The sequence below is a fragment of the Prauserella halophila genome (assembly GCF_024171895.1).
In the GTDB taxonomy this organism is placed as follows: domain Bacteria; phylum Actinomycetota; class Actinomycetes; order Mycobacteriales; family Pseudonocardiaceae; genus Prauserella; species Prauserella halophila.
Map to the genome: position 1 here is coordinate 578,836 of NZ_JAMTCQ010000009.1, position 21,843 is coordinate 600,678.

Below are 21,843 nucleotides of genomic sequence, written 5' to 3' on the forward strand. Positions count from 1 at the left end.
CACAGCCGACGGCAGGCGTCCGAGGCGCGCCGTCCGGGGCCTGTCCACCGGGCGACGTGCCGCGTGGCGTCAGCCGGAGGTCTGTTCCAGGTAGCGCGTCACCGACCGGTCGACGACCCGGTGGGCCCCGCCGATGATCGTCGCGTCCCACCAGGCGCCGTGGATGTCGTCGAACGCGAAGCCGGCGAGTAGTTGTCCGGCGCGGCGTACGACGCCGGGCCGCTCGGGAATGTGGTTCGGGTAGCTGTACATGAACGCGACGAGCTCGCGGTTCGGCACGACCTGCACGATGTCACCGCTGCACAATGCGCCCGCGCCGCCTGCTCCGTCGCTCCAGTGCAGTACGGTTCCGCCCGCGAAATGCACGCCGAGGTTCACGAGCGTCAGGTCGTCGGCCAGGCGCATCGTGTCGCCCTCCCAGAACCGGATGCGCCCGCTCGGCCTGCCGACCCATCGGCGGTCGCGTTCGTGCAGGTGGATCGGCACGTCGAACGCATCGGCCCAGTCGACCATGGTCGTGTAGTAGTGCGGGTGGCTGATCGCTATCGCGGTGATCCCGCCCAGCTCGGTGACCCGCCGGAGCGTCTCGTCGTCCAGGTAGGCGACGCAGTCCCACAGCACATTGCCGGACGTGGCTGCCACGAGGAGTGCTCGCTGTCCGATCGCGAACCGCTCCCGGGTTCCGACCCCGTACACGCCGGGTGCCTGCTGCTCGACCGCGACCGTGTAGCCGGCCGAGCGCAGCCGGGTCAGGTTCGTCCACTGCTGGCCCGACGGCGGCACGTACTGGCGTTCGTCCTCGCAGATCGGGCAGTCCGGCCGAGGCTCGGCGTACTGCGTCCCGCAGGTGAGGCAGATCGGCAGGTCGGCGCTCATGGCACCAGACTGGCAGAGGTCGCGGGCGGGGACCTGTCACGACCGCGCCGCGTGGGGTGCGGTCGTCCCCGATACGACGAACGGCGCGCCCGGGCCGCAGAGCCCGGGCGCGCCGTTCGTGGTCGTCAGCGCGGGTGGTCGTCAGTTCGCGCCGTAGGGCACCGCCTTGAGCAGCTTGACCTTCTCGGTCTTGCCGTTCGGCAGCGGGTACTCCCGCGTTTCGCCCTCCTTGGCGCCGAGCAGCGCCTGTCCGAGCGGCGAGTCCGGCGAGTAGGTCTCGAAGTCGCCTCCGCCGCCTTCCTCGCGTGTCGCGAGCAGGAACGTCTCGGACTCGTCATCGCCGTCGTACTGGATGGTCAACACCATGCCCGGCTCGGCGATCCCGTCGTTGGACGGAGCCTCGCCGACCTTCGCGTTGCGCAGGAGCTCCTGCAGATGACGGATGCGGGCTTCCTGCTGCCCCTGCTCCTCGCGGGCCGCGTGGTAGCCACCGTTCTCCTTGAGGTCGCCTTCCTCGCGGCTGTCGTTGATCTTCGCGGCGATGACCGGACGATTCTCGATCAACTCATCGAGCTCGCTCTTGAGCCTGTCGTAGGCATCCTGGGTCAGCCAGGTCACCTTGGCGTCGCTCACGGTCACCATCTCCTCCTAGCCTGCCGAGCCTGGGTATGCAGACCCGCCGCCACGCTCGACGGCGTGGCTCGAAATAAGGAAAGACACGGCCCCGCTAGGACCGTGCCGATAGCCACAGGCTACCACGAAACCGTGGCCGAATGCCGCTCAACACAACTGATGAGGGGCATTCGGCGCCCGTTTCACTCCGTTGGCCGCTAGGGGCTTGACAGATATTGCGGAATATCGTAGCTGCAGCCGTAGATGTCTGCCGTGACCGGCCTGTCGATGCTGCGGATCACCGTCGAGACGCGTCCCTGGCCCGGTGCGACCAGGATCTCTTTTCGTCCGCTTTCCTGGCCGGACTGGTTGCGTGTGCGTACAATGCACACCCCTTTACGGTCCGGGTCGTTCCGCGAGACGTCGATCGTGATCTCCATGGCATCGCCCGGCCGCTCGTCGTAGGTCACCCGCTGTGCGTCGATCGGTGCGCCCGCCAGGTTCTGGTACCCGACGTAGGCGGCGATACCGCTCGCGACCAGGGCTATCGCCGTGAACGTCCACACCTGCCACCGCCGGTGACGCGGCTTCGGCTTCCCGCCCGTGCCGTAGCGGTCGGCCAGCCGGTCCCGGGCCCGCTGTGGGCCGGCCGCTGCGGCGTCGGCCGCCGGCGTGGTGCCTGCGGCGTCGTCGGACGTCGGCTCCTCTGGCAAAACGGAGGCCTCCCGGTCGGGGCTGTCGTGGCTACCAGGAAGATGGACGTCATCCCCGGCGTTACGAGTATCCGGGGAGGCCTCCCGGGTGCGGGCTCCGGGGTCGGCAGGCGCAGTGGACAGCAGTGGATACAGCACAGGTGTGAGAGGGGTCTGGTCGGCCATGGCTGGATCGAACGGAACCGGGTCGGTCGAAACCGGGCGGTCGGGGGCGAGCAAGGGGTTGCGGCTCATGGCCGTGCACGCCCATCCCGACGACGAATCGAGCAAGGGTGCGGCCACGATGGCCCGGTACGTGGCCGAGGGTGCCGAGGTGATGGTCGTCACCTGCACCGGCGGTGAGGCCGGTGACGTGCTCAACCCGGCGATGGACCGGCCCGAGGTGCACGAGCACATGGACGAGATCCGGCGAGAGGAGATGGCCAACGCCGCGAAGATCCTCGGCGTCCAGCACCGCTGGCTCGGCTTCGTCGACTCGGGCCTGCCGGAGGGCGACCCGCCCCCGCCGCTGCCGGAAGGCTGCTTCGCCACGGTGCCGCTGGCCGAGCCCACGGAATCACTGGTGCGGGTCATGCGGGAGTTCCGCCCGCACGTCGTGATCACCTACGACGAGAACGGCGGCTACCCGCACCCGGACCACATCCGCACCTACGAGGTGTCGATGGCCGCGTTCGACGCCGCTGCCGACCCCGGACAGTTCCCCGACGCGGGCGAGCCGTGGCAGGCGCTGAAGGTCTACTACGTCCACGGGTTCTCCCGTGCCCGCATCACCGCGTTCCACGAGGCGCTGCTCGAGGCGGGGCAGGAATCACCGTGGACCGAGTGGCTGGAGCGGTGGGACCCGGACAAGCCCGACATCCTGGAACGCGTGACCACGCAGGTCCCGTGCGCCGAGTACTTCGAGCAGCGCGACGACGCACTGCGCGCACACGCGACCCAGATCGACCCGACCAGCCGGTGGTTCGCCGTTCCGCTCGAGACTCAGCGCAGGCTGTGGCCGACCGAGGAGTACGAACTCGCCCGCTCGCTTGTCGACAGCACCGTTCCCGAGGACGATCTGTTCGCGGGAGTGCGAGAGAAGGTGGACCCCTGATGTTGCCTGCGGCGATGACCGGACCGGCGATGGCGGCGACCGAGGTGCTGGCCCAGCAGCAGGACACCGGCGGGCAGGGACAGGACTTCGGCAAGTCCTCCCCGGTCGGGCTGCTGCTGATGCTCGTGTTCCTGATCGCGGTCGTCTTCCTGGTGCGTTCGATGACCAAACACCTCAAGCGGGTGCCCGCGAACTTCGGTGAGGCCGGCGGCGACGGCTCGGAGGGGACCGGCGAGGCCGGATCCGGCGACGGCGACGGCGACGCGGCAGGCGAGGCAGGCGCGGCCGATGCGGCAGGCGAGACCGAGGCGGTGTCGGCCGGGCCCGGCGACAAGGCCAAATCCGACGACACCTGATGTTCGCCGGTCACGGCCGGGCGGTCGTCAGGCGAACAGGAACCTGTGCCCGGACGGCAGTCGCACGGGTGCTGAAGCTTGATGTTGTTCATCTGGTCAGGAGGCGGGTCATGACCCGTCCGCTGATGTCGAGCGCGTTGTTCAGCTGTCCTTGAAAGGGGCTTGGGAGCATGCCGGTATCGAGTCCGGAGTCGTGTCGGACCGATTCCAACGCCGTGACTTGCGCGGCGGAGAGCCGGTTCCGGGCCGTGTCGAGCAGCTCGCGCGCTGCGTAGCCGTCGGCGGAGCGCAGCACCTGCGAAAACGGTTCTTTATCCAGCAAGCGCGATTACCCGGGCATCGTAAGAACATAAGTTCGATCAGACGTGCAATCCGGCCCGCCCGGGGGGCGGAGACGAGGACTGCTTCGGCCGGGCGCACCGCGTGCTGCCCCGAGTCGCTGCGGGCTCTATGCCGCCCCTGGTCTGAAACCACGGAAGCACCCGGCGCACCAGCCATACAAGATCGGATCCCAAAAGATCGGCCACCCGCCGCAGTGGTCGGGTGGCCGATCTTTGCTCGCTTGCCGTCTAGCTTGCGGCAAGCGTCGCCACGGAAGAAGGCGTGAACTCGCCGGCGATGACACCGAGCCGGAAGGCCGTCCATTCTTGCTGGCTGAACGCGAGCGTTGCGCCCGTGGTCGGTTCGTGGACGAGCCATGTGCTCTCACGAGTGGTAACGGTTACCGCGCCGTTGGTGTTGGTGATGTCGTCGACGATCTCGCCAAGCCAGTGTGACCATTGCTCGAAGCTGAAGCGGATCACCGGGCTCTCGGTGATCTTGTCGTCTCTGACCTCTACTCCTTCGTCGGTGAAATCGACCTCGACGCAACCGTTGTGCTGTGCCGAGTACGACGACTTCCGCCACCCTGCGCGGCTGTGTGCGGTAGGCATGATGTCCTCCGGTGATTCAGTACGCATCGAGGCGTGCCCTGATCGCCTCAGCCGTTTGTGTCTCCGTCCAGGCGTGCTCTTCACGCAGTCGGGCGACGATTCGAGTGTAACCGTCGACCTCTTCTTGATCTTGCACGTAGATCGCACCGTTGAGCAGCTCTACGTATGCGACTGCCTGCGCCGCAGAGAACTCCAGCAGCGTGAACGGCCCGGTGGTGGCGTCATGAAGGCCAATCGAGGTCGGCAGCACCCGTAGCTCGATGTTCGCGCGCTCTGCCGACGTGATCAGGTGTTCAAGCTGGGCACGCATCGTCTCAGGTGTGCCGATCGGCCGATCGAGCACCGACTCCTCGATGAACGCAGTGAGGTGCAGGGGCTCGGTCTCCGCGTAGAGCCTCCGCTGTCGCTCCATTCGCAGATTCACCGTGCGCTCGGAGTGATCGGGCCGAACGCGCCCGGACCCTTGCGTCACACCGAGCGAATAGCCCTCGGTCTGTAGCAGAGCAGGCACGACCGCGGTTGCATAGTCAGTCACCCGCGACGCGAGGCCCTCCAAGCCGACGAAGGTCCGCAACCAGTCCGGGACCACGGCTGTCCACGGCGCCCACCACGTCTGCTGGTCAGCGCTCGCCGCGAGGCTCGCGAGCCGATCGATATTGGCCTGATCAGCATCGTAGAACCGCAGCAGCTCCGTAACCTCGGACGGCTGCTGCTGGTTACGGCCACCCTCCAGGTGGCCGACCTTCCCTGGCGAGCACCCGATCGCCTTCGACGCTGCAGTGATCGTCTTCCCTGCTCGCTTGCGGTAGTTGGTGAGTTCAACACCAACGAGCCAGCGCAGCGCCGACGGGTCGCCCCGATCTGCCACCGGTCTACCTCCGATTCGTCTCCGCTGCCGTAGTCAGTTTGCACGTAGCGGCACAGCGAAGAACATACCGTGGCCTGATCGGAGTATAGACGTACGTAAAATTCTACGTACGATCATCTTAGTGCGGTTATACAGAAGATCGTACGCCGGGTTGGCGGGACGAGGGTCGAACCCCGAGTTCGACCAGCAGGACCCCGCCGACTCGGCAGTCGTGGGACCCGGGCTAGCTCCCCTGGCCTGGCTCGGGCCCCACGGCATCCAGAAGATGAACCAACCCTTGATCGGGGACCGATGGGGAACCGCAGCCTCAGAACAGCTTCGACGCGACCGTTTGCAGTAGCAATTCAGTACTCCGCCACCAAGCAGCAGCAACTTGCGGTGAGCGACCCGGAAACCGCATTCGGCGCGCTGTTGGAGCTTCTCCGCGAAACACCGGAGGACGCGCATGGCGGTTGGGGAGTCGCGGCCGACTGGCCCGAGCCGATTTCGCTCGTCGTTCGCTACCGCCCCGGCGTCGTCGGCGAAACCCGACGTGTCGCGCACGTCGTGCCGATGAGGCCCGGCGAGTGGCACGACTACACCCTCACGGCTTGGGGCGGAACGGCACTCGACGTTCCTGAACTGGAGTTCCTCGCTCCAGGGAAAGGAATGCCCCGCGTTGAATGCATTCGTCGAACCCCGATCCCGCACGTGCCTCCCAAGGAGGTGCAGGCATGACCGAACTGCCCGATCGACGAGAGCCGGGAAGCCGCCTGGCCGCGCCGCTCCGCAGTAACTCCGGTGCTGTCAGAGCCGGCGTGATCACACCTGCCGAACCGCTGTGGCCCAGCACCGACCCGGAAGCCACCGGAGATCCCTACGCAGATCACCTTCAGCACGTGCTCGACGGGCTCAATGCGCTGGGCACGCCCAACGATGAGCAGGAAGGACTACACCGTTGACCGCGACCGCAGATCCGGCGACGATCCCGCAGTTTGGAACCGAGATCCCGCTGCTGGAGCTACAGCACGTCGACCTCGACGAACGTCCTGCCTATGTACCGAGACACCTCGACCGGTTCGACGTTCGAGGATTGATTGCCGATGCGCACCCCGAGATCGACCAAGCACACCAGTTCCACCGCGCGCGGCGCGAGATCGTGCACGCCTACCGCGATCGCATCAATGGGGCGTGGGTGATCGCCTTCGAGCGACTCGACGCACAGTTCGGAGTCGTCAAAGAGTTCGGTGAGACTTCGCTGTGGGACAAGATCCTCTCTCTGGTCGGCATGTGGAATGCCGCCGGACGGCCCGCCGACCACCGCTCGCTTCGCTGACATTCGTCAAACCCGCGGGGACCATCGAAGGGATTGAGCTGTGAAGGTATCGGCGAGCGTCATTGTTGCCGTGCACGGAAACACCAACGAGGTCGACGGGCTGCTGCGATGCCTGGCGACGCAGGACTTTCTTCGGGATATCGAGGTCGTCGTGGTGGACAACCACCGGCGGCCATACGTCCCGCCGACGCTGCTGGCCGAGGCCGGGTTGTCCGGGACCGTGGTCCACGAACCGCGGACAGGACTGAGCCGAGCCCGCAACACTGGTGTGGGCCACGCACGCGGCGAGTACGTCCTGTTCACGGACCCGGACTCCCGGCCCGAACCGGGATGGGTCCGCGGCTTGGTGGAGGCCCTGACGACCACGGGCGCCTACTGCGCCGGCGGCCGGGTCGAGTCGCTGTTCACCGACCTCAACGAGCGGCCGGACCTCGACGCGGGGATCGAGCAGTTCTTCGTCCCCGACGCCTGGCCGGAACGAACCTGCGCCCTGCGGGCACCGTTCTGGCTGCTCGGCTGCAACCTCGCCACGAGATCCTCGCCGCCGCCAGTGTTCGATGAGCAGCTCGGCGCTCGCCCCCGCCGACATCTGTCGTGCGAGGACCTGGAACTGAGCATTCGCGTCGAGCACGCCGGACTCGCGGTGATCGTAGTCCCGGACGCACTCGTGCATCGAGCCATCCATTCCGCCGATCTTCGCCTGCCGCGGGTGTTGGCCCGTGCCTTCTGGCACGGAGTCTCGATCGCTCGGGTTCGACACAGGCACCCGAATGCCGTGATCTACGACAGCGCGCAGGTGGCCGACGTGCTCGGCGAGTTCCGTCGCGAGCACTGGCGCACCGCAGCGACACACCTGGCCCGGATCGCGGGCTGGCGGTTGGAAGCCCTGCGGCCGACCCGCAGCACGCCCGCCGCTGGCGAGGACGAGGTGGTGATGAGCCGATGACCGCGCACCCGTGGTCGGCTGTGGAAAGCGCACCGACGGTGGCAGTACTGTTCGACACCGCCGGATTCCTGCGCACCCTGCCGATAACCGGCGCCGCCGCCCGCACGGCACGGTTGAACCAGTGGCTTCACCATCACGGCGCCGACACCACGCTGCTGCTGTGCGATTTGAACCCGGATTCGCGGCCGAGCGGAGCGTGGCCGCTGCCGGTGCGCTACCTGCCGTACGAGAGCGTCTACGAGCATCCGCAACGGCTGCGGCTGCATCTGGCTGAACTCGCGCCGGACGTGCTGGTCATGTCCAACACCCAGCTGACCGTGCGCTACGGCCGCGAGCTGGCCGACTCCGCCGGCTCGGCCCTGATCTACGAGCTGCACGACGACGAAGCCGCCCTGCTGTGCTCGATCGGCGACGAGGGGCACGACGACGCGGCCGTGTTGCAGGCGGCCGCCTGCGCCGCCGCCGACGGCGTGATCACCTTTACCGAGCGGGACGCCACGACCGCCCGCGCGCTCGGCGCAACCGCCGTTCACGTGGTGCCCTGCGGCGTCGACCCTGGCCCACCTCCGATCCCACAGCCGGGCACCGCGGCGCGGGTCGTGTTCGTCGGTAACATGTACTACGAACCGAACCGCCGCGCGGTGCAGTGGTTGCACGACGTGCTCGCCCCCGCACTGCCGAACGGGGTCGTCATCGAGATCATCGGCCGGTACCCTTCCTCACTGCGGGCGCTGGCCGACCGGCTCCGGCTGCGCGGCCCGGTGCGCGACCTGCGGACGGTTCTGGAGACCGCGACCGTCGCCGTGGCTCCACTCGACACCGGCGCCGGGATGAAACTCAAGGTGCTCGACTACCTCGCCGCCGGCCTCCCGGTCGTCGGGACTGCCGAGGCGTTCGTCGGCATCGGTGAGCCTGAGCAGTGGGCGGTCGAGACCGGTCTCGCGGAGTTGCCCGAGCAGGTCGACGCACTCTTGCACGACGAAGTGCGGCGCCGCCGCTTGGGCAAGCAAGGACGCCGCCTGGTCGAGCAGCGCTATTCGTGGTCGACGCACGCCAGCAACGCGCGCGCCGCCTACCGCGCCATCGCCGAGCAGTACCGAACCCACCCGCGAGGCACGCCGCCGGGTGCGGCCGCGCGCGAACTCGCCGCGACCCCACCCTACTGGCTGCGCGAATGGCGCAGCCGCCGCACCACCCGCCCGACGACCACACACAAGGACCCAGGACGCGGAATGAGTGACTACACCACCGGCAACGATGACAGCATCGTCGGCGAGCTGGCCGAAGACATCGACTGCGCCCGGGTGGCTGCCGAAGCGGCCCTCGACCTGAAGTTCACCGAGAACGCCATCGTCGGCTACGGCCAGCGCAGCATGGTCTTCCTCGCTGAGACGGCCGTGCTCAAGGTCTACACCGACCGCGGGCAGGAACGGGCCTCCCGGGAATCGGCTGGCCTGCGCGTCGCCGCGCACGCCGCCGACCTGTGCATCCCTGACGTCCTCGCCCATGACGAGATGCCCGGTCACCTGTCCTGGCTGGCCTGCACCCGCCTGGCCGGAACCCAGCCCGCACCGGACGTGGAGAACACGACTCCGATCCTCGGCCAGGTCGCCGCCCGCCTGCACACCCTGCCGACCCACCGCTTCGACGAGCTGACCGGGCACCGCCGACGGCTGCGCGAGCTGCCCGACGGCGCTACCCTGCCGCACCAGGCCGCGCGACAGCTCGACGCCGCGCTCGCCGAGATGGCCCCGCTCGCCGAGCAGCACTGCACCCGCGGGTTCGTGCACGGCGACTGCTCCAGTCGCAACGTCCTGCTCGCCGACGGCCAGTCTCCCGGCGTCATCGACTTCGAAGGCTCCGGTTCCGGCTGCTGCTACGACGATCTCGCCGCGTTGGTGCTGCACGAAAGCCTGCTCGGCCCCCGCGATCGGCACGCCCTGCTGGACGCCTACGACACCGAACGTCGCCGACTGGACCCGGCAGCGGCCGCAGTCCGCGGCGAGCACCTCGCCTATCACCTGGTGATCCGAGCCCGGTGGATCATGCAATGGGCCATCGACCTCGACCCCGACCTGGCCGCCGAGATCACCGAACTCACGCCGTGGCTGCTCACCGCGCTCGCCGGCACCGAGGAGGTCCGGTAACCGTGCTGGTAATCGACGGGATGCCCGGCGCCGGCAAGACCACAACACTCGGCACCGTAATCGCCCGGTGCTCCGAGGTCGTGGTCTTCCCCGAGGCCCAGCCACCCGAGCGCGGCGACGATGACACCGTGATGCGGCGTCTGCTGGCCGAGGACTACGCCCGCACCGAGGCAGCACACCGCATCCGGACACACAGCCCGCACCGACTGGTCGCTTCCGACCGCTGCCACCTCGGCGTGTTCGCCTACCGCTACGCCCTGGCCCGGCTCACCGGAGAGTGGGCCGACTTCGAGCGCGCCCTGACACGCGGCCGCGAACTCGCGCTCGACGAACGTCACCACGACGACATCGTGCTGATCCTGCACCTCGACCCTGACAAGTCTCTGCGTCACCGCCGCGGCCGCGCCGGTGACCCGCGATACCGCACCTGGTACGACCCGGTCTTTCTCACCTACTACGCCGAGTTCTTCCGCGATCTGCACCGGTGGACCGAACCCGGTCCACACTGGGCACACCACCATGCCGCCGACCCAACCATCAGCGCCACCCTCCACGCGCTGCTGCCCACGCCGATAACACCGCCAGCGGCAGCGAACGGCGACCTGCACTGCGGCCGCGACTGCGGCAGCCCCCGCTCGGCCACGGTCGCCACCCCTGATGCCGCGGCACAACTGTGGAGTCGCGGCCTGCACCACCAACGTCCCGGCGAAGGAGTCCGCTGCCTGCGCGGCGCCGCCGCGATCACCGCACATACAGGAGATCTCGCCGATGAGCGATCCCAGCGGCGCCGCCAACCGCACCCTGCTGGCGACATTGGCGCGCGCACCTGACCCGCACGCACTCGAAGCATGGGCGGCCCCCGCGCGCGAGGCCGCCGACGCGATCCGCGATCATCTCATCGGCGCTGGTCAGCATGGTCACGCCACTGTGGCCTTTAGCGATCTGCACCGCTGGCGCAGCAGCTTGGATGCCGCTCTGGACCAGCTCGCGGCCGACGACCCCGACCTGTGGCAGCAGTGGCGCCGGCCCGGCACGTGGCTCGATGCACTGCTGCGACTGCGTTCCCTCATCGCCCACGTGCTCGGCAAGGCGTACTGGGACTCCCGCGAGCACGTTCCCTACGCCGACATGGACGTGCCCCGCTACCTCTGGGGCGCCCGATGACACCACCGGAGAAGCCCAACGTGGACAAATACACCCGCACGGCCGCATACCTGGTTGCCTTGCTCGGCGACGCCGAGAACGTCGTCGCGGTGACCTACTGCGTCACCCGGTTGCGCATCACCCTGGCCGACCGCCAGGCCGTCGACGACAGCGGCCTCCAGCAGCACCCGGCCGTTCTGGGCCGTCTCGACGGCGACGACGCCCTCCACCTCATCGTCGGCCCCGCAGCCGCCGCGCCGCTCGCGCGGGCGTGCACCGACCTCCTCGCACTCCCATCAGGGGAGTGAATCTGGCGGCACATCGCCGGAGAGGAACAAGGCGTGCCAAAGCCGGCACGTTGTTGGGAAGGAGGGCGGAATGGCCACCGCATCCCCACTCAGGGGTTCGTCAACGATCCTGTGGTCTCGATCAGCGGCCAGATGGCGCTGGCGCGGCTCGATGACCTGGTATGCGAAGACCAGCTCTCACCGGAGGACGTGCGCCCGTGGAACCTGCGGCGTATGGGATCGCTCATGACCACCAACGGCCGGTGGTCGTCGGTCATCTACGACCACAACCAGCAGGTCGCGGTCACCGCATCCGGGCAGCCGGCGCTCGACGAGCACCGGCGGAGTGGTCGGACCGGTCGCCGGCCCGCCGACCGGTCCGACCACTCCGCCGGTGGATGGCGAAGACTCCCCCGAGTAGCGAAGACTGGATCAACGACTTCGCGCCGAGGAGCCCAGCCCGGCATGACGGTTCTCATCCTTGCTGGCGAAAGGCGATCCAGGCATGGCCTACCTGGAGTTGGTCAACACTGGCTCTACCTCGAGGAACCCGAGGAAGTGGCCCTGTATGAGCGCACTCTGCGTCACGTCCACGCCTTGGCCGCCAACCCCGAAGAGTCACGGGGGATCATTAAGAGCGCCATGAAGGAGGTGTGAGAAGTGATCAACAACGTGCACGATGTGCTGGAGCCTGAGCGGGTCGTCTTCCGCAAGTCGTCTTACAGCGGCGAGAACGGCCAGTGCGTCGAGGTCGGCCAGGCCGCCGATGGCGGCCGGTGGCTGAGGGACAGCAAGAGCCCTGCCAGTCCGCCGTACTACTTCACCGCAGGTGAATGGGACGCCTTCATCCGAGGCGTCAAGGACGGCGAGTTCGACTAACCACGAACACGCTGAACGCGAGTGAACGAGGCCCTCCCGGCCAGCCCGGGTGGCCGGGAGGGCCTCGTGTTGTGAGCTCCGGCCGGGCGGTCGTCAGGCGAACAGGAACCTGTGCCCGGACGGCAGTCGCACGGATGCGAACGTCGTGCACGGCCGGTCGCCGACCTGGATGACGGCCGTCCATCCCGGCGGTTCGGCGCTTCGGGTGCTGAACACGGCGCCCGTCATGGACAGGCCGAGTCGGCCGCGGTAGAAGCCGGCCGCCGTGGTCGGGGTGATCGACGTGTGCACCATGCGCCGCGGGGTACCCGCGCCCACCGCATGCGTCCAGCCCGCGAACGTACCGGGTTCCCACAGCGAGACGGCCGCACCGAACGGGTCGACGACGGTGGCGAGTACGCCCAGGTCTCCGATCGGCGACGGCGGGACTACCGAGGTGGCGCCCGCGGCGACGGCGGCGTCGTGCACGCGGGTGGCGTCGTCGACGGCCACGTAGTAGCCCACGTGGGGTTCGGTCCCCGGCGGACAGGCCCCGCTGTGGAGGCTGCTCAGCCCCGCCATCCAGTGGCCCTCGAACCGGGCTTTCCGTGCCGTCGCGGGATCGCGGTGGTCGTCCGGGTCGACGACGCATTCCCAACCCAAGGCGGTATCCAGTTCCCGCCCCGTCGCGTCGAGGTCGGGCGTCTTGATGTCCATCCAGCAGAACTCGCCGGCCGGGCGCATATCGAGGATGGTGACCGTCCGGCCGGTCCGCTGCAACCGGAAGTGACGGGCCGTCGGGTGCGTGGAGGCGGGCACACGTGCGTGGCACCCGGCGACAGGGGAGACTCTCGGTATGGCCAATCGCCTTGCGAACTCGACGAGCCCGTACCTGCTCCAGCACGCCGACAACCCGGTCGACTGGTGGCCCTGGTGCCCGGAAGCACTGGCCGAGGCGGCCGAACGGGACGTGCCGATCCTGCTGTCGATCGGCTACGCGGCCTGCCACTGGTGCCACGTCATGGCGCACGAGTCGTTCGAGGACGACGACATCGCCGCCGTGATGAACGAGCATTTCGTGAACATCAAGGTCGACCGTGAGGAACGTCCGGACCTCGACGCGGTCTACATGTCCGCCACCCAGGCGATGACCGGCCAGGGTGGTTGGCCGATGACGTGTTTCCTCACGCCGGACGGCAAACCGTTCCACTGCGGCACATACTTCCCGCCCCGGCCCGTGCACGGGATGCCCGCGTTCCACCAGGTGCTGGACGCGGTCGCGAAGGCGTGGTCGGAGCGACGGGAGGAACTCGTCGAAGGGGCGGGCAAGGTCGTCGACCACGTCGTCGAGCAGTCGGGCCCGTTGCGGCAGCAGACACTCGACGACGAGACACTCGCCGGGGCAGTGGGGAAGCTGCGGCAGGAGACCGACCCCGGCTACGGCGGTTTCGGCGGGGCGCCGAAGTTCCCGCCGTCGATGGTGCTGGAGTTCCTCATCCGCCACTACGAGCGCACCGCGGACCCGGCCGCGTTGTCCATTGTGGAACTGACGGCGGAGGGGATGGCGCGCGGCGGCATCTACGATCAACTCGCAGGTGGATTCTCACGCTACTCCGTGGACGGCCGGTGGGTCGTGCCGCACTTCGAGAAGATGCTGTACGACAACGCGTTGCTGTTGCGGGCATACACGCACATCGCGCGCCGCACCGGACATCCCGGAGCGCGCCGCATCGCCGCCGAGACGGCCGAGTTCCTGGTGCGGGACCTGCTCACCGAACAGGGCGGGTTCGCCGCCTCGCTCGATGCCGACACCGACGGCGTCGAAGGGCTCACGTACGTGTGGACGCCGCAACAGCTCGTCGAGGTGCTGAGTGCCGACGACGGGGCGTGGGCCGCGGAGACGTTCGCCGTCACCGAGGAGGGCACGTTCGAGCACGGCACGTCGACCTTGCAGTTGCCGGCCGACCCCGACGACACCGAACGCTGGCAGCGCGTGCGGGAGACCCTGCTGGCGGCACGCGACCGGCGGCCGCAGCCCGCGCGCGACGACAAGGTGATCGCCGCGTGGAACGGGCTGACGATCGCGGCGCTGGCCGAGGCGGGGGTGGCGCTGGACCGGCCCGAGTGGGTCGACGCCGCGGGTAAGGCGGCCCGGCTGCTGCTCAATGTCCACGACGTCGGCGGCCGGTTGCGGCGCAGTTCCCGCGACGGCGAGGTCGGCGACGCCGCCGGTGTGCTCGAGGACTACGCGTGCACTGCGGACGGGCTCCTCGCGCTGCACCAGGCCACCGGTGAGGCCGGGTGGCTGACCGAGGCGCTCCGGCTGCTGGACGAGGCGGTCGACCGGTTCGCCGCCGAGGCACCCGGATCGTTCCACGACACGGCGGACGACGCCGAGCAGCTGTTCAGCAGGCCTGCCGACCCGACGGACAACGCGAGCCCGTCGGGCGCCTCGGCACTGGCGAGTGCGCTGCTGACGGCGTCGGCGCTGGCGGGGCCGGACCGCGCGACCCGGTACCGGTCGATCTGCGAACAGGCGGTCTCCCGGGCGGGTGCGCTGGTGATGCAGGTGCCGCGGTTCGCGGGCACCTGGGCGGCCGTCGCGGAGTCGCTGCTGGCCGGGCCGGTGCAGGTCGCCGTTGTCGGGGAGACGGAAACCTCGCGTGCGGACCTGTTCGCGACGGCGGCGCGGCGCGTGCCGGGCGGCGCGGTCGTCGTGGCGGGCGGCCCCGAAGCCGGCGGGGAACTCGACGCGGGCAGGGTGCCGCTGTTGGCCGACCGGCCGCTGGTCGACGGGGAACCTGCCGCGTACGTGTGCCACGGGTACGTGTGCGACCGGCCCGTGACCGGCCACGACGACCTCGTGCGCGCGCTCGCCCGCTGAGCCCGGTGGCCGGGTCCCGGTGCCGCCGTCCCGGTGCCGCGGTGTCGAGCCGCAGTGGGTCAGTCGCAGTGGGTGAGTCGCAGTGGGTGAGTCGCAGTGGGTGAGTCGCAGTGTCGAACTGCAGTGCCGAGCCGCGGTGGATGACCGTGGTTCCCGCGGCGGGTGACTGTGGTTCCCGCGGAGGGGGCGGGAGCGTGTCGCAGTGCGCCCGCCGGGATCGTTCGGCACGCTGGCGGCATGAACTCCCTGACTGACGTCCTCGACGGCCGGTGGGCGGGTATCCGCCGTGACGTGCGTGCACAGGTGGCGGGTACGGCCCAGCCCGATGCCTACGGCCTCGGCCGTGAGGCGCACCGCGCGCAGGTGCTCGAGCAGCTGCACGAACTCGCCGCGACCGGCAGGCCGCACCTGGGTTTTCCCGTCGCCTACGGCGGCAAGGGCGACATCGGCGGGACGATCGTCGCGTTCGAGATGCTCGGGTTCGGAGACCTGTCGCTGATGGTCAAGGCCGGGGTGCAGTGGGGGCTGTTCGGCGGCGCGGTGGAACTGCTTGGCACCCGTGAGCACCACGAGCAGTACCTCCGGTCGATCATGGATCTGGAGCTGCCGGGGTGCTTCGCGATGACGGAGTACGGCCACGGTTCGGACGTGCAGAACCTGCGCACCACGGCCACGTACGATCCGGCCGCCGAGGAGTTCGTGATCGACACGCCGAACTTCTCGGCGCGCAAGGAGTACATCGGCAACGCCGCGCGGGACGGCCGGATGGCTGCGGTGTTCGCCCAGCTCGTCACGGGTGGCGAGAGCCGCGGCGTGCATGCGTTCCTGGTGCCGATCCGTGACGACGCGGGTGTCGCGATGCCGGGTGTGACGATCGAGGACTGCGGGCACAAGGCCGGGCTCAACGGCGTCGACAACGGACGGCTGACGTTCCACGAGGTGCGTGTGCCGCGGAAGGCGCTGCTGAACCGCTACGGTGACGTCGCCCCCGACGGCACGTACGTGAGCCCGATCGAAAGCGACGGCAGACGGTTCTTCACCATGCTCGGCACGCTGGTGCGCGGCCGGGTCAGCGTCGCGGGCAGCGCGGGCAGTGCGACGAAACGGGCGTTGACGATCGCCGTGCGGTACGGCGACCGGCGCACGCAGTTCGAGCGCCCCGGCACCGGCGACGAGGTGGTCGTGCTCGACTATCTCGGTCATCAGCGGAAACTGCTGCCCGCGCTGGCCACGACGTATGCGCTGCACTTCGCGCAGGAGGAGCTCGTGGCCACGCTCGACGAGCTGCAGCGTGCCGAGGATCCCGGCGAGCGCGCTCGCCGGGAGTTCGAATCGCACGCCGCGGGTGTGAAGGCGGTCGCGACGTGGCATGCGACGTCGACGATCCAGGCCGCGCGGGAGGCGTGCGGCGGTGCAGGGTATCTCGCCGAGAACATCCTGCCGCAGCTCAAGGCCGACACCGACGTGTTCACCACGTTCGAGGGTGACAACACGGTGCTGTTGCAGCTCGTGGCGAAAGGGCTGCTGACGAGCTACAAGCAGGAGGTGCAGGACCTCAGTCCACTCGAGACCGCACGGTTCGTGGCCGAGCAGGTCGTCGACACCGTGATCGAACGGACATCGGCGCGCAAGGTGATCGAACGGATCATGGATGCGAGTCCGCGCCGCGACGACGAGGACTCGCTGTTCGACCGCGCCTGGCAGATCGCCGCGTTCGAGGATCGCGAGGAGCACGTGCTCGACAGTCTCGTGAAGCGGTTGCGGAATGCGGGCCGTGACAACAGTTTCGAGGTGTTCAACAGCGCGCAGGACCACGTGCTGCGCGCGGGCAGGGTGCACGTCGACCGGATCGTGCTGGAGGCGTTCGTCGGCGCGATCGACCGGTGCACCGACCCGGACACCAAGGCGCTCCTCGAGCGGGTGTGCGATCTCTACGCGTTGTCGAACATCGAGGCCGATCGCGCGTGGTTCCTCGAGCACGGGCGATTCACGGCCCAGCGCGCGAAGGCCGTTGTGGCCGCGGTGAACGAGTTGTGCGGCGAGTTGCGCCCGCGTGCGCGCGAACTCGCCGACGCGTTCGGGATCCCGGAGCAGTTCCTGGCTGCGCCGATCATCGCTGACTAGCGGCAGGTCTCATGCAAGGGCGTCTTGTCGTGCCCGTGTGGTTGCGCGTCGGCTGACGGCCCAGACGAGGAGTCCGCAGAGGGCGAACGTTCCGCCGGCAGCGGCGGATCCCGTCCACCCTGCAATGGCGTAGAGCGTGGACGTGGCGGTTGCTCCGAGAGCGGAGCCGAGCGAGTAGAACAGCATGTAGCCGCCGATGACGCTGCTCGTCCGGTGCGGATACGCCTCGGTGAGCACGTGCTGGTTGCTGACGTGCACCGCCTGGACTGCGAAGTCGAGGAGAACGACGCCCACGACGACCAGCCAGAGCGACCAGGTCGCCTGTCCGGATGCCGACCACGACACCGCGAGGAGCACGAGCGCGCTGACCGTGACGAGATCGGCGTGGCCGGAGTCAGCCCATCGTCCGGCTCGCGCGGCCCCCAGCGCACCGGCGAGTCCGGCGATTCCGAAGAGGCCGATCTGCGCCGTCGTCAGGTGCCACGGTTCGGCCGCGAGTGGGAGGGCGAGCCCGCTCCAGAGTGTGCCGAACGAGGCGAACAGGAAGAACGTGATCAGCCCGCGTGACACGAACAGGCGCTCACGGAACAGGCGCCCGAGTGAGCCCAGCACCTCGCCGTACGTCACGTGACCGGAGCGATGCTCTGCCGGCAGCAGCTTCAGGACGAGGACGGTGAGCCCGACGAGGAGCGCGGCGAGTGCGATGTAGACACTGCGCCGTCCCCAGAGTGCAGCGAGGCCTCCCGCGAACACGCGGGCTCCGAGAATACCGATGATGACGCCGGATGTGACGACTCCGATCGTCCGGCCCCGGTCGGTTGCCGTGGCGAGATCGGCGGCGAACGCGACGGTGGTTTGCACGACGACCGCGAACAGGCCGGCCACGGCAAGTCCGACGAGGAGGAACCAGAGCTGGTTCGCTGCCGCCGCCACCGCCATGCCGATCGTGGCGAGGAGCAGGTGGCCGGCAATGAGCTTGCGCCGATCGAGCATGTCTCCCAGCGGCACAAGGAAGACCAGGCCGGCCAGGTAGCCGACCTGTCCCGTCGCCACGATCCAGCCGAGGTCGGCTTCCGGCACTCCGAGATCGCGACCGACCTGAACGAGTACGGGCTGCGCGACGTAGATCGTCGCAACGGCGACCGCGCAGATCATCGCGAGCAGCATCCGCCGACCGGACGTGAGACTCACTAGCACTCCCATTTGGTAGCAAAATGCAACTGATCGCACGGTACGGCAGAATGGTTTCAATCCGCAACTCGTCAGGAGCAGTGATGACCCACGCCGCCCGTGTCGACGACATGGACTGGACAGACGCGCCGTGTCCGGTCGCGCGCACACTCGATCTGGTCGGGGACCGGTGGAGCCTGCTGATCGTGCGCGACGCGATGGACGGCGCGCGCTCGTTCAGCGACTTTCAGCACCGCACCGGGATCGCCCGCAACATCCTCAGCGACCGCCTCCGGCGCCTGGTCGAGCGCGGCCTCCTCGAACGGCAGCCGGCGCCATCAGGACGCCGGCAGGTCTACGTGCTCACCGACGCCGGCCGGGACCTCTTCGCCGTCATCGTGGCGATGCGCCAGTGGGGCGAACGACATGCGTTCGCACCGGGCGAGGACCACTCCGTCCTCGTCGGCGACGGCGGGCTCCCACTTGCCGAACTGCGTCCCACCGACGCCCACGGCTCCGCCGTGACCGTCGATTCGACGACTGTCGTGCGGGAGGATCGAGCACCCGGCAACGATGTCCCGCCCCGCGGCGACCTCCCGCCCCGCGGTGATCTCCCTCCTGGCAACGACTAGGAGCGTTCGAGGCGGTAGGACGCGGCCGCGTCCGGTGCCGATCCCGTGGTCAGGGCGTCGAGTGCCAGGCGGGTTGCGGGGAAGAGCGCGTCCGGCAGGCCGTCGTCGGGGAACCACTGCCAGGTGCGGAACACGTGTGGTTCGAGCACCTGTGGGTCACCGCGGACGTCGCGGGCGACGGCCACAGCGGTGGCGGTGACGCCCGGATCCGGCGAGAGCACGAGGTGCGTGACCGCCACCGATCCTGCGACGAGCCCGGTCTCCTCGGCGAGCTCGCGTGCGGCGGCGCGTTCGAAGCTCTCGCCGGGGTCGACCGCACCGCCGGGCAGGCACCAGACGGTCGGTTCGCCGTCCTTGTCGCGCAGTCCGAGCAGTACGCGTCCGTCGGCGTCACGCACCACGACGCCGACACCGACGGTGCCGTTGCCATCGGCCATCAACGTTGCCCTGGGACGGAATCGGCGCGCTTCATCGGCTCTCCTCGATGGTGCGGACGGTCGGGACCGGATCCTACGTGGGCGGCTCAGTCCCGTGCCTGTGACGGCGGCTTGCCGTACCGCGCGCGGTAGACCGCGGCGAATCGGCTGGCACTGGAAAAACCCCAGCGTGCCGCGACGTCGCTGATCGTCGGCGCGGCCGGGCCGACCAGGTCGGCGTGGGCGCGCCGCAGGCGCAGGCCTGTCAGGTATTCCGTGGGCGTGGTCCCGACCCAACGCCGGAAACCCTCCTGCAGCCGGCGCACGGTCGTGTCCGCGACGGCGGCCATCTCGCTCGCCGTCCACGCACGGGCAGGGTCGTCGTGCAACTGGTCGAGCAGCCTGCGGATCGCGCGCGGGCGTGCAGGTGCGCCCGCGGGCGAGTCCGGACAGCTCGCGAGCAGGAACCCCGCGGCGACCGCACCGGCGAGCTGCTGGCGAACCGGCGCGACGTCGGCGAACAGCTCGGGACTCTGCAGATGCGCGGCCAGGCTGTCGACGACCTGGCGCCAGGCGTGCGCGCGGCCCGCGTCGAGCTGCAGCTGGTCCGGCAGCTCCGCACGCAGGCCGGTTCTGTCGGTGCCGAGGACCCGTTCGGACTCGCGGTCGAGCCACGCGCTGTCGAACTTGACGCCCAGCACGGTGCAGGTGGCGTCCCAGTGGCTGATCAGCGACGGCGTGTCCGCACGGAAGACCGTCCCCTGTCCGGCCACCGACGACACCGGACCGTGCCTGCCGCGGCTCTCCAGATGGCCCGTGAGCGGCAGATTCACCTCGTAGGCGCCGGGGTAGTCGCATTCGATTCCCACGTCCGCGCCCCAGCCGACGTGGCCGACGAGCACCGGTCCCAGATCGAGTGTGCGCAGCGTCAGCCGCGGCTCGCGGCCACCACCCAGCGGCCGGAGCTCGTGCGGAAAATACGCGTCCGCCACCTCCCGGGACGCCTGGTCCCAGTCGTGCGGTGCGCGACCACGTCGTGCGCGCATAGCCACAGACCGTACCCGAGGCACAACCCGTCGACCAGGAACGTTCGCGCGCTTCGGGGGCTGTTCGGCGCCGCCGGTCCGGGGAATTCGTTCCGCTCGCGCGATCCGTGTCGCCGGCGCGCGAAGTGTGTCGTCGCGGGTGCACAGGCGGCCTACCTTCCGTGCTCATCCCGGACAACGACGTAGGAGGAGACGCCCTGATGACGACCACCGAACGCCCCGATCTGTCCTGGCTCGACGAGGTCACGATGGCCGATCTGGAACGCAATCCGTACGCCACGTACGAGCGGTTGCGTGCCGAAGCGCCGCTGGCGTATGTGCCCGTGCTGGGTTCGTACGTGGCCTCGACGGAGGAAATCTGCCGGGAGATCGCGACGAGCCCCGACTTCGAGGCGGTCATCACTCCCGCAGGTGGCCGCACCTTCGGTCACCCGGCGGTCATCGGCGTCAACGGTGACGTGCACGCCGATCTGCGCACGATGATCGAGCCCGCGCTGCAGCCTGCCGAGGTGGACCGGTGGATCGACGACCTGGTGCGGCCGATCGCGCGTCGTTACCTGGAACAGTTCGAGGCCGACGGGCAGGCGGAGCTGGTCGCCCAGTTCTGCGAGCCGGTCAGCGTGCGCTCCCTCGGTGACCTGCTGGGGCTGCAGGACGTCGAGTCGGACAAGCTGCGCGAATGGTTCGCCAAGCTGAACCGCTCGTTCACGAACGCGGCCATGACCGAGGACGGCGAGTTCGCCAATCCGGAGGGTTTCGTCGAGGGAGACGAGGCCAAGGCCGAGATCCGGTCGATCGTCGACCCGCTCATCGACAAGTGGATCGACCACCCCGACGACAGTGCCATCTCGCACTGGCTCCACGACGGCATGCCGCCGGGACGGACCCGCGACCGCGAGTACATCTACCCGACGATCTACGTCTACCTGCTCGGCGCGATGCAGGAACCGGGCCACGGCATGGCGTCGACGCTCGTCGGCCTGTTCAGCAGGCCGGAGCAGCTCGAGGAGGTCGTCGACGATCCGGCGCTGGTTCCCCGCGCGGTCGCCGAGGGCGTGCGCTGGACGTCGCCGATCTGGTCGGCCACGGCGAGGATCTCGACCAAGCCGGTGACGGTGGCGGGCGTCGATCTGCCCGAGGGCACGCCGGTGATGATGTCCTACGGCTCGGCCAACCACGACACGGGCCGCTACGACGCGCCGACCACCTACGACCTGCACCGCCCGCCGCTTCCGCACCTCGCGTTCGGCGCGGGCAACCACGCGTGTGCCGGCATCTACTTCGCCAACCACACCATGCGGATCGCGCTGGAGGAGCTCTTCGAAGCGATCCCCAACCTGGAACGCGACACCCGCGAAGGCGTCGAGTTCTGGGGCTGGGGTTTCCGTGGGCCGACGAGCCTGCACGTGACCTGGGAGGTCTGAC

General features: G+C 69.1%; 26 protein-coding genes. 16 read left to right on the forward strand and 10 right to left on the reverse strand.

The window, feature by feature from the left end; genetic code table 11:
* Positions 1-69: 69 nt before the first annotated feature.
* The 3 genes from LY41_RS08910 to LY41_RS08920 form a co-directional block, all read right to left on the reverse strand.
* Positions 70-876 (reverse strand): MBL fold metallo-hydrolase, encoded by an 807-nt coding sequence (locus LY41_RS08910; protein WP_253863395.1) that lies wholly within the window; start codon positions 874-876, stop codon positions 70-72.
* Positions 877-1,017: 141 nt separating this feature from the next.
* Positions 1,018-1,515, reverse strand: coding sequence for a transcription elongation factor GreA (gene greA, locus LY41_RS08915; protein ID WP_253864053.1), 498 nt, complete (start codon positions 1,513-1,515; stop codon positions 1,018-1,020).
* A gap of 191 nt (positions 1,516-1,706) precedes the next feature.
* Complete coding sequence (locus LY41_RS08920; RefSeq protein ID WP_372493222.1) at positions 1,707-2,201, reverse strand: DUF4307 domain-containing protein; 495 nt, start codon at positions 2,199-2,201, stop codon at positions 1,707-1,709.
* Between the two features lie 232 nt (positions 2,202-2,433).
* Between LY41_RS08920 and mca the strand changes: the two genes are divergently transcribed.
* Complete coding sequence (mca, locus tag LY41_RS08925) at positions 2,434-3,294, forward strand: mycothiol conjugate amidase Mca (protein ID WP_372493223.1); 861 nt, start codon at positions 2,434-2,436, stop codon at positions 3,292-3,294.
* Positions 3,294-3,650, forward strand: coding sequence for a hypothetical protein (locus LY41_RS08930; RefSeq protein ID WP_372493166.1), 357 nt, complete (start codon positions 3,294-3,296; stop codon positions 3,648-3,650). Before mca ends, LY41_RS08930 begins: the two co-directional genes overlap by 1 nt.
* 88 nt (positions 3,651-3,738) lie before the next feature.
* Here LY41_RS08930 and LY41_RS08935 read toward each other — a convergent pair whose 3' ends face one another.
* From LY41_RS08935 to LY41_RS08945, 3 genes are all read right to left on the reverse strand, one after another.
* Positions 3,739-3,972, reverse strand: coding sequence for a hypothetical protein (locus LY41_RS08935; RefSeq protein WP_253863397.1), 234 nt, complete (start codon positions 3,970-3,972; stop codon positions 3,739-3,741).
* A gap of 247 nt (positions 3,973-4,219) precedes the next feature.
* Complete coding sequence (locus LY41_RS08940; protein WP_253863398.1) at positions 4,220-4,582, reverse strand: DUF397 domain-containing protein; 363 nt, start codon at positions 4,580-4,582, stop codon at positions 4,220-4,222.
* A gap of 16 nt (positions 4,583-4,598) precedes the next feature.
* Positions 4,599-5,450, reverse strand: a complete 852-nt coding sequence (locus LY41_RS08945; RefSeq protein ID WP_253863399.1) for a helix-turn-helix domain-containing protein — start codon at positions 5,448-5,450, stop codon at positions 4,599-4,601.
* Positions 5,451-5,828: 378 nt separating this feature from the next.
* Here LY41_RS08945 and LY41_RS08950 point away from each other — a divergent pair, with 378 nt between their 5' ends.
* The 10 genes from LY41_RS08950 to LY41_RS08995 are packed head-to-tail and all read left to right on the forward strand — an operon-like array spanning position 5,829 to position 12,167.
* Positions 5,829-6,167: a hypothetical protein gene (locus LY41_RS08950; RefSeq protein WP_253863400.1), complete on the forward strand. Its 339-nt coding sequence runs from the start codon at positions 5,829-5,831 to the stop codon at positions 6,165-6,167.
* Positions 6,164-6,391, forward strand: a complete 228-nt coding sequence (locus LY41_RS08955; RefSeq protein WP_253863401.1) for a hypothetical protein — start codon at positions 6,164-6,166, stop codon at positions 6,389-6,391. Before LY41_RS08950 ends, LY41_RS08955 begins: the two co-directional genes overlap by 4 nt.
* Positions 6,388-6,765: a hypothetical protein gene (locus LY41_RS08960; protein ID WP_253863402.1), complete on the forward strand. Its 378-nt coding sequence runs from the start codon at positions 6,388-6,390 to the stop codon at positions 6,763-6,765. The genes LY41_RS08955 and LY41_RS08960 overlap by 4 nt, the downstream gene beginning before the upstream one ends.
* A 40-nt stretch (positions 6,766-6,805) precedes the next feature.
* Positions 6,806-7,711 carry a glycosyltransferase family 2 protein gene (locus tag LY41_RS08965; protein WP_253863403.1) on the forward strand — a complete coding sequence of 302 codons (906 nt, stop codon included), beginning with the start codon at positions 6,806-6,808 and terminating at the stop codon, positions 7,709-7,711.
* Positions 7,708-9,858: a phosphotransferase gene (locus LY41_RS08970; RefSeq protein WP_253863404.1), complete on the forward strand. Its 2,151-nt coding sequence runs from the start codon at positions 7,708-7,710 to the stop codon at positions 9,856-9,858. Before LY41_RS08965 ends, LY41_RS08970 begins: the two co-directional genes overlap by 4 nt.
* Before the next feature lie 2 nt (positions 9,859-9,860).
* On the forward strand, positions 9,861-10,688 hold the full coding sequence (locus tag LY41_RS08975; protein WP_253863405.1) for a nucleoside/nucleotide kinase family protein: 828 nt from the start codon (positions 9,861-9,863) through the stop codon (positions 10,686-10,688).
* The gene (locus LY41_RS08980) at positions 10,627-11,022 is read left to right on the forward strand and encodes a hypothetical protein (RefSeq protein ID WP_253863406.1); all 396 of its coding nucleotides are present in this window, start codon (positions 10,627-10,629) and stop codon (positions 11,020-11,022) included. Before LY41_RS08975 ends, LY41_RS08980 begins: the two co-directional genes overlap by 62 nt.
* Before the next feature lie 20 nt (positions 11,023-11,042).
* Complete coding sequence (locus LY41_RS08985; RefSeq protein WP_253863407.1) at positions 11,043-11,309, forward strand: PTS transporter subunit EIIB; 267 nt, start codon at positions 11,043-11,045, stop codon at positions 11,307-11,309.
* 33 nt (positions 11,310-11,342) lie between these two features.
* Entirely contained in the window at positions 11,343-11,945 is a 603-nt protein-coding gene (locus LY41_RS08990) for a hypothetical protein (RefSeq protein ID WP_253863408.1), read from the forward strand.
* A 3-nt stretch (positions 11,946-11,948) separates the two neighbouring features.
* On the forward strand, positions 11,949-12,167 hold the full coding sequence (locus tag LY41_RS08995; protein ID WP_253863409.1) for a DUF397 domain-containing protein: 219 nt from the start codon (positions 11,949-11,951) through the stop codon (positions 12,165-12,167).
* 93 nt (positions 12,168-12,260) lie between these two features.
* Here LY41_RS08995 and LY41_RS09000 read toward each other — a convergent pair whose 3' ends face one another.
* Complete coding sequence (locus tag LY41_RS09000) at positions 12,261-12,890, reverse strand: VOC family protein (RefSeq protein WP_253863410.1); 630 nt, start codon at positions 12,888-12,890, stop codon at positions 12,261-12,263.
* Between the two features lie 112 nt (positions 12,891-13,002).
* Between LY41_RS09000 and LY41_RS09005 the strand changes: the two genes are divergently transcribed.
* Positions 13,003-15,030, forward strand: a complete 2,028-nt coding sequence (locus tag LY41_RS09005; protein WP_253863411.1) for a thioredoxin domain-containing protein — start codon at positions 13,003-13,005, stop codon at positions 15,028-15,030.
* 237 nt (positions 15,031-15,267) lie between these two features.
* Positions 15,268-17,154 carry an acyl-CoA dehydrogenase family protein gene (locus LY41_RS09010; RefSeq protein WP_253863412.1) on the forward strand — a complete coding sequence of 629 codons (1,887 nt, stop codon included), beginning with the start codon at positions 15,268-15,270 and terminating at the stop codon, positions 17,152-17,154.
* 9 nt (positions 17,155-17,163) lie between these two features.
* On the opposite strand, the gene LY41_RS09015 is transcribed toward LY41_RS09010, so the two are convergent.
* Positions 17,164-18,345, reverse strand: coding sequence for an MFS transporter (locus tag LY41_RS09015; protein ID WP_253863413.1), 1,182 nt, complete (start codon positions 18,343-18,345; stop codon positions 17,164-17,166).
* An 83-nt stretch (positions 18,346-18,428) separates the two neighbouring features.
* Between LY41_RS09015 and LY41_RS09020 the strand changes: the two genes are divergently transcribed.
* Positions 18,429-18,956 carry a winged helix-turn-helix transcriptional regulator gene (locus LY41_RS09020; RefSeq protein WP_253863414.1) on the forward strand — a complete coding sequence of 176 codons (528 nt, stop codon included), beginning with the start codon at positions 18,429-18,431 and terminating at the stop codon, positions 18,954-18,956.
* Here the strand turns inward: LY41_RS09020 and LY41_RS09025 are convergent.
* A complete protein-coding gene (locus LY41_RS09025; protein WP_253863415.1) occupies positions 18,953-19,393 on the reverse strand; it encodes a nucleotide triphosphate diphosphatase NUDT15 in 441 nt (146 codons plus the stop codon). The two genes, LY41_RS09020 and LY41_RS09025, sit on opposite strands and share 4 nt — an antisense overlap.
* Positions 19,394-19,479: 86 nt before the next feature.
* Positions 19,480-20,418, reverse strand: a complete 939-nt coding sequence (locus LY41_RS09030; protein ID WP_253863416.1) for a helix-turn-helix transcriptional regulator — start codon at positions 20,416-20,418, stop codon at positions 19,480-19,482.
* 200 nt (positions 20,419-20,618) lie between these two features.
* Here LY41_RS09030 and LY41_RS09035 point away from each other — a divergent pair, with 200 nt between their 5' ends.
* Positions 20,619-21,842, forward strand: a complete 1,224-nt coding sequence (locus tag LY41_RS09035) for a cytochrome P450 (RefSeq protein WP_253863417.1) — start codon at positions 20,619-20,621, stop codon at positions 21,840-21,842.
* Position 21,843 lies beyond the last annotated feature (1 nt).

Excerpts from the sequence above, each read along its gene's own strand:
- LY41_RS08910 (WP_253863395.1), bottom strand. The coding sequence starts at position 876 with ATGAGCGCCGACCTGCCGATCTGCCTCACCTGCGGGACGCAGTACGCC.
- mca (WP_372493223.1), top strand. The coding sequence starts at position 2,434 with ATGGCCGTGCACGCCCATCCCGACGACGAATCGAGCAAGGGTGCGGCC.
- LY41_RS08930 (WP_372493166.1), top strand. The coding sequence starts at position 3,294 with ATGTTGCCTGCGGCGATGACCGGACCGGCGATGGCGGCGACCGAGGTG.
- LY41_RS08940 (WP_253863398.1), bottom strand. The coding sequence starts at position 4,582 with ATGCCTACCGCACACAGCCGCGCAGGGTGGCGGAAGTCGTCGTACTCG.
- LY41_RS08955 (WP_253863401.1), top strand. The coding sequence starts at position 6,164 with ATGACCGAACTGCCCGATCGACGAGAGCCGGGAAGCCGCCTGGCCGCG.
- LY41_RS08970 (WP_253863404.1), top strand. The coding sequence starts at position 7,708 with ATGACCGCGCACCCGTGGTCGGCTGTGGAAAGCGCACCGACGGTGGCA.
- LY41_RS08980 (WP_253863406.1), top strand. The coding sequence starts at position 10,627 with ATGAGCGATCCCAGCGGCGCCGCCAACCGCACCCTGCTGGCGACATTG.
- LY41_RS09000 (WP_253863410.1), bottom strand. The coding sequence starts at position 12,890 with ATGCGCCCGGCCGGCGAGTTCTGCTGGATGGACATCAAGACGCCCGAC.
- LY41_RS09005 (WP_253863411.1), top strand. The coding sequence starts at position 13,003 with ATGGCCAATCGCCTTGCGAACTCGACGAGCCCGTACCTGCTCCAGCAC.
- LY41_RS09010 (WP_253863412.1), top strand. The coding sequence starts at position 15,268 with ATGAACTCCCTGACTGACGTCCTCGACGGCCGGTGGGCGGGTATCCGC.
- LY41_RS09020 (WP_253863414.1), top strand. The coding sequence starts at position 18,429 with ATGACCCACGCCGCCCGTGTCGACGACATGGACTGGACAGACGCGCCG.
- LY41_RS09025 (WP_253863415.1), bottom strand. The coding sequence starts at position 19,393 with ATGGCCGATGGCAACGGCACCGTCGGTGTCGGCGTCGTGGTGCGTGAC.
- LY41_RS09030 (WP_253863416.1), bottom strand. The coding sequence starts at position 20,418 with ATGCGCGCACGACGTGGTCGCGCACCGCACGACTGGGACCAGGCGTCC.
- LY41_RS09035 (WP_253863417.1), top strand. The coding sequence starts at position 20,619 with ATGACGACCACCGAACGCCCCGATCTGTCCTGGCTCGACGAGGTCACG.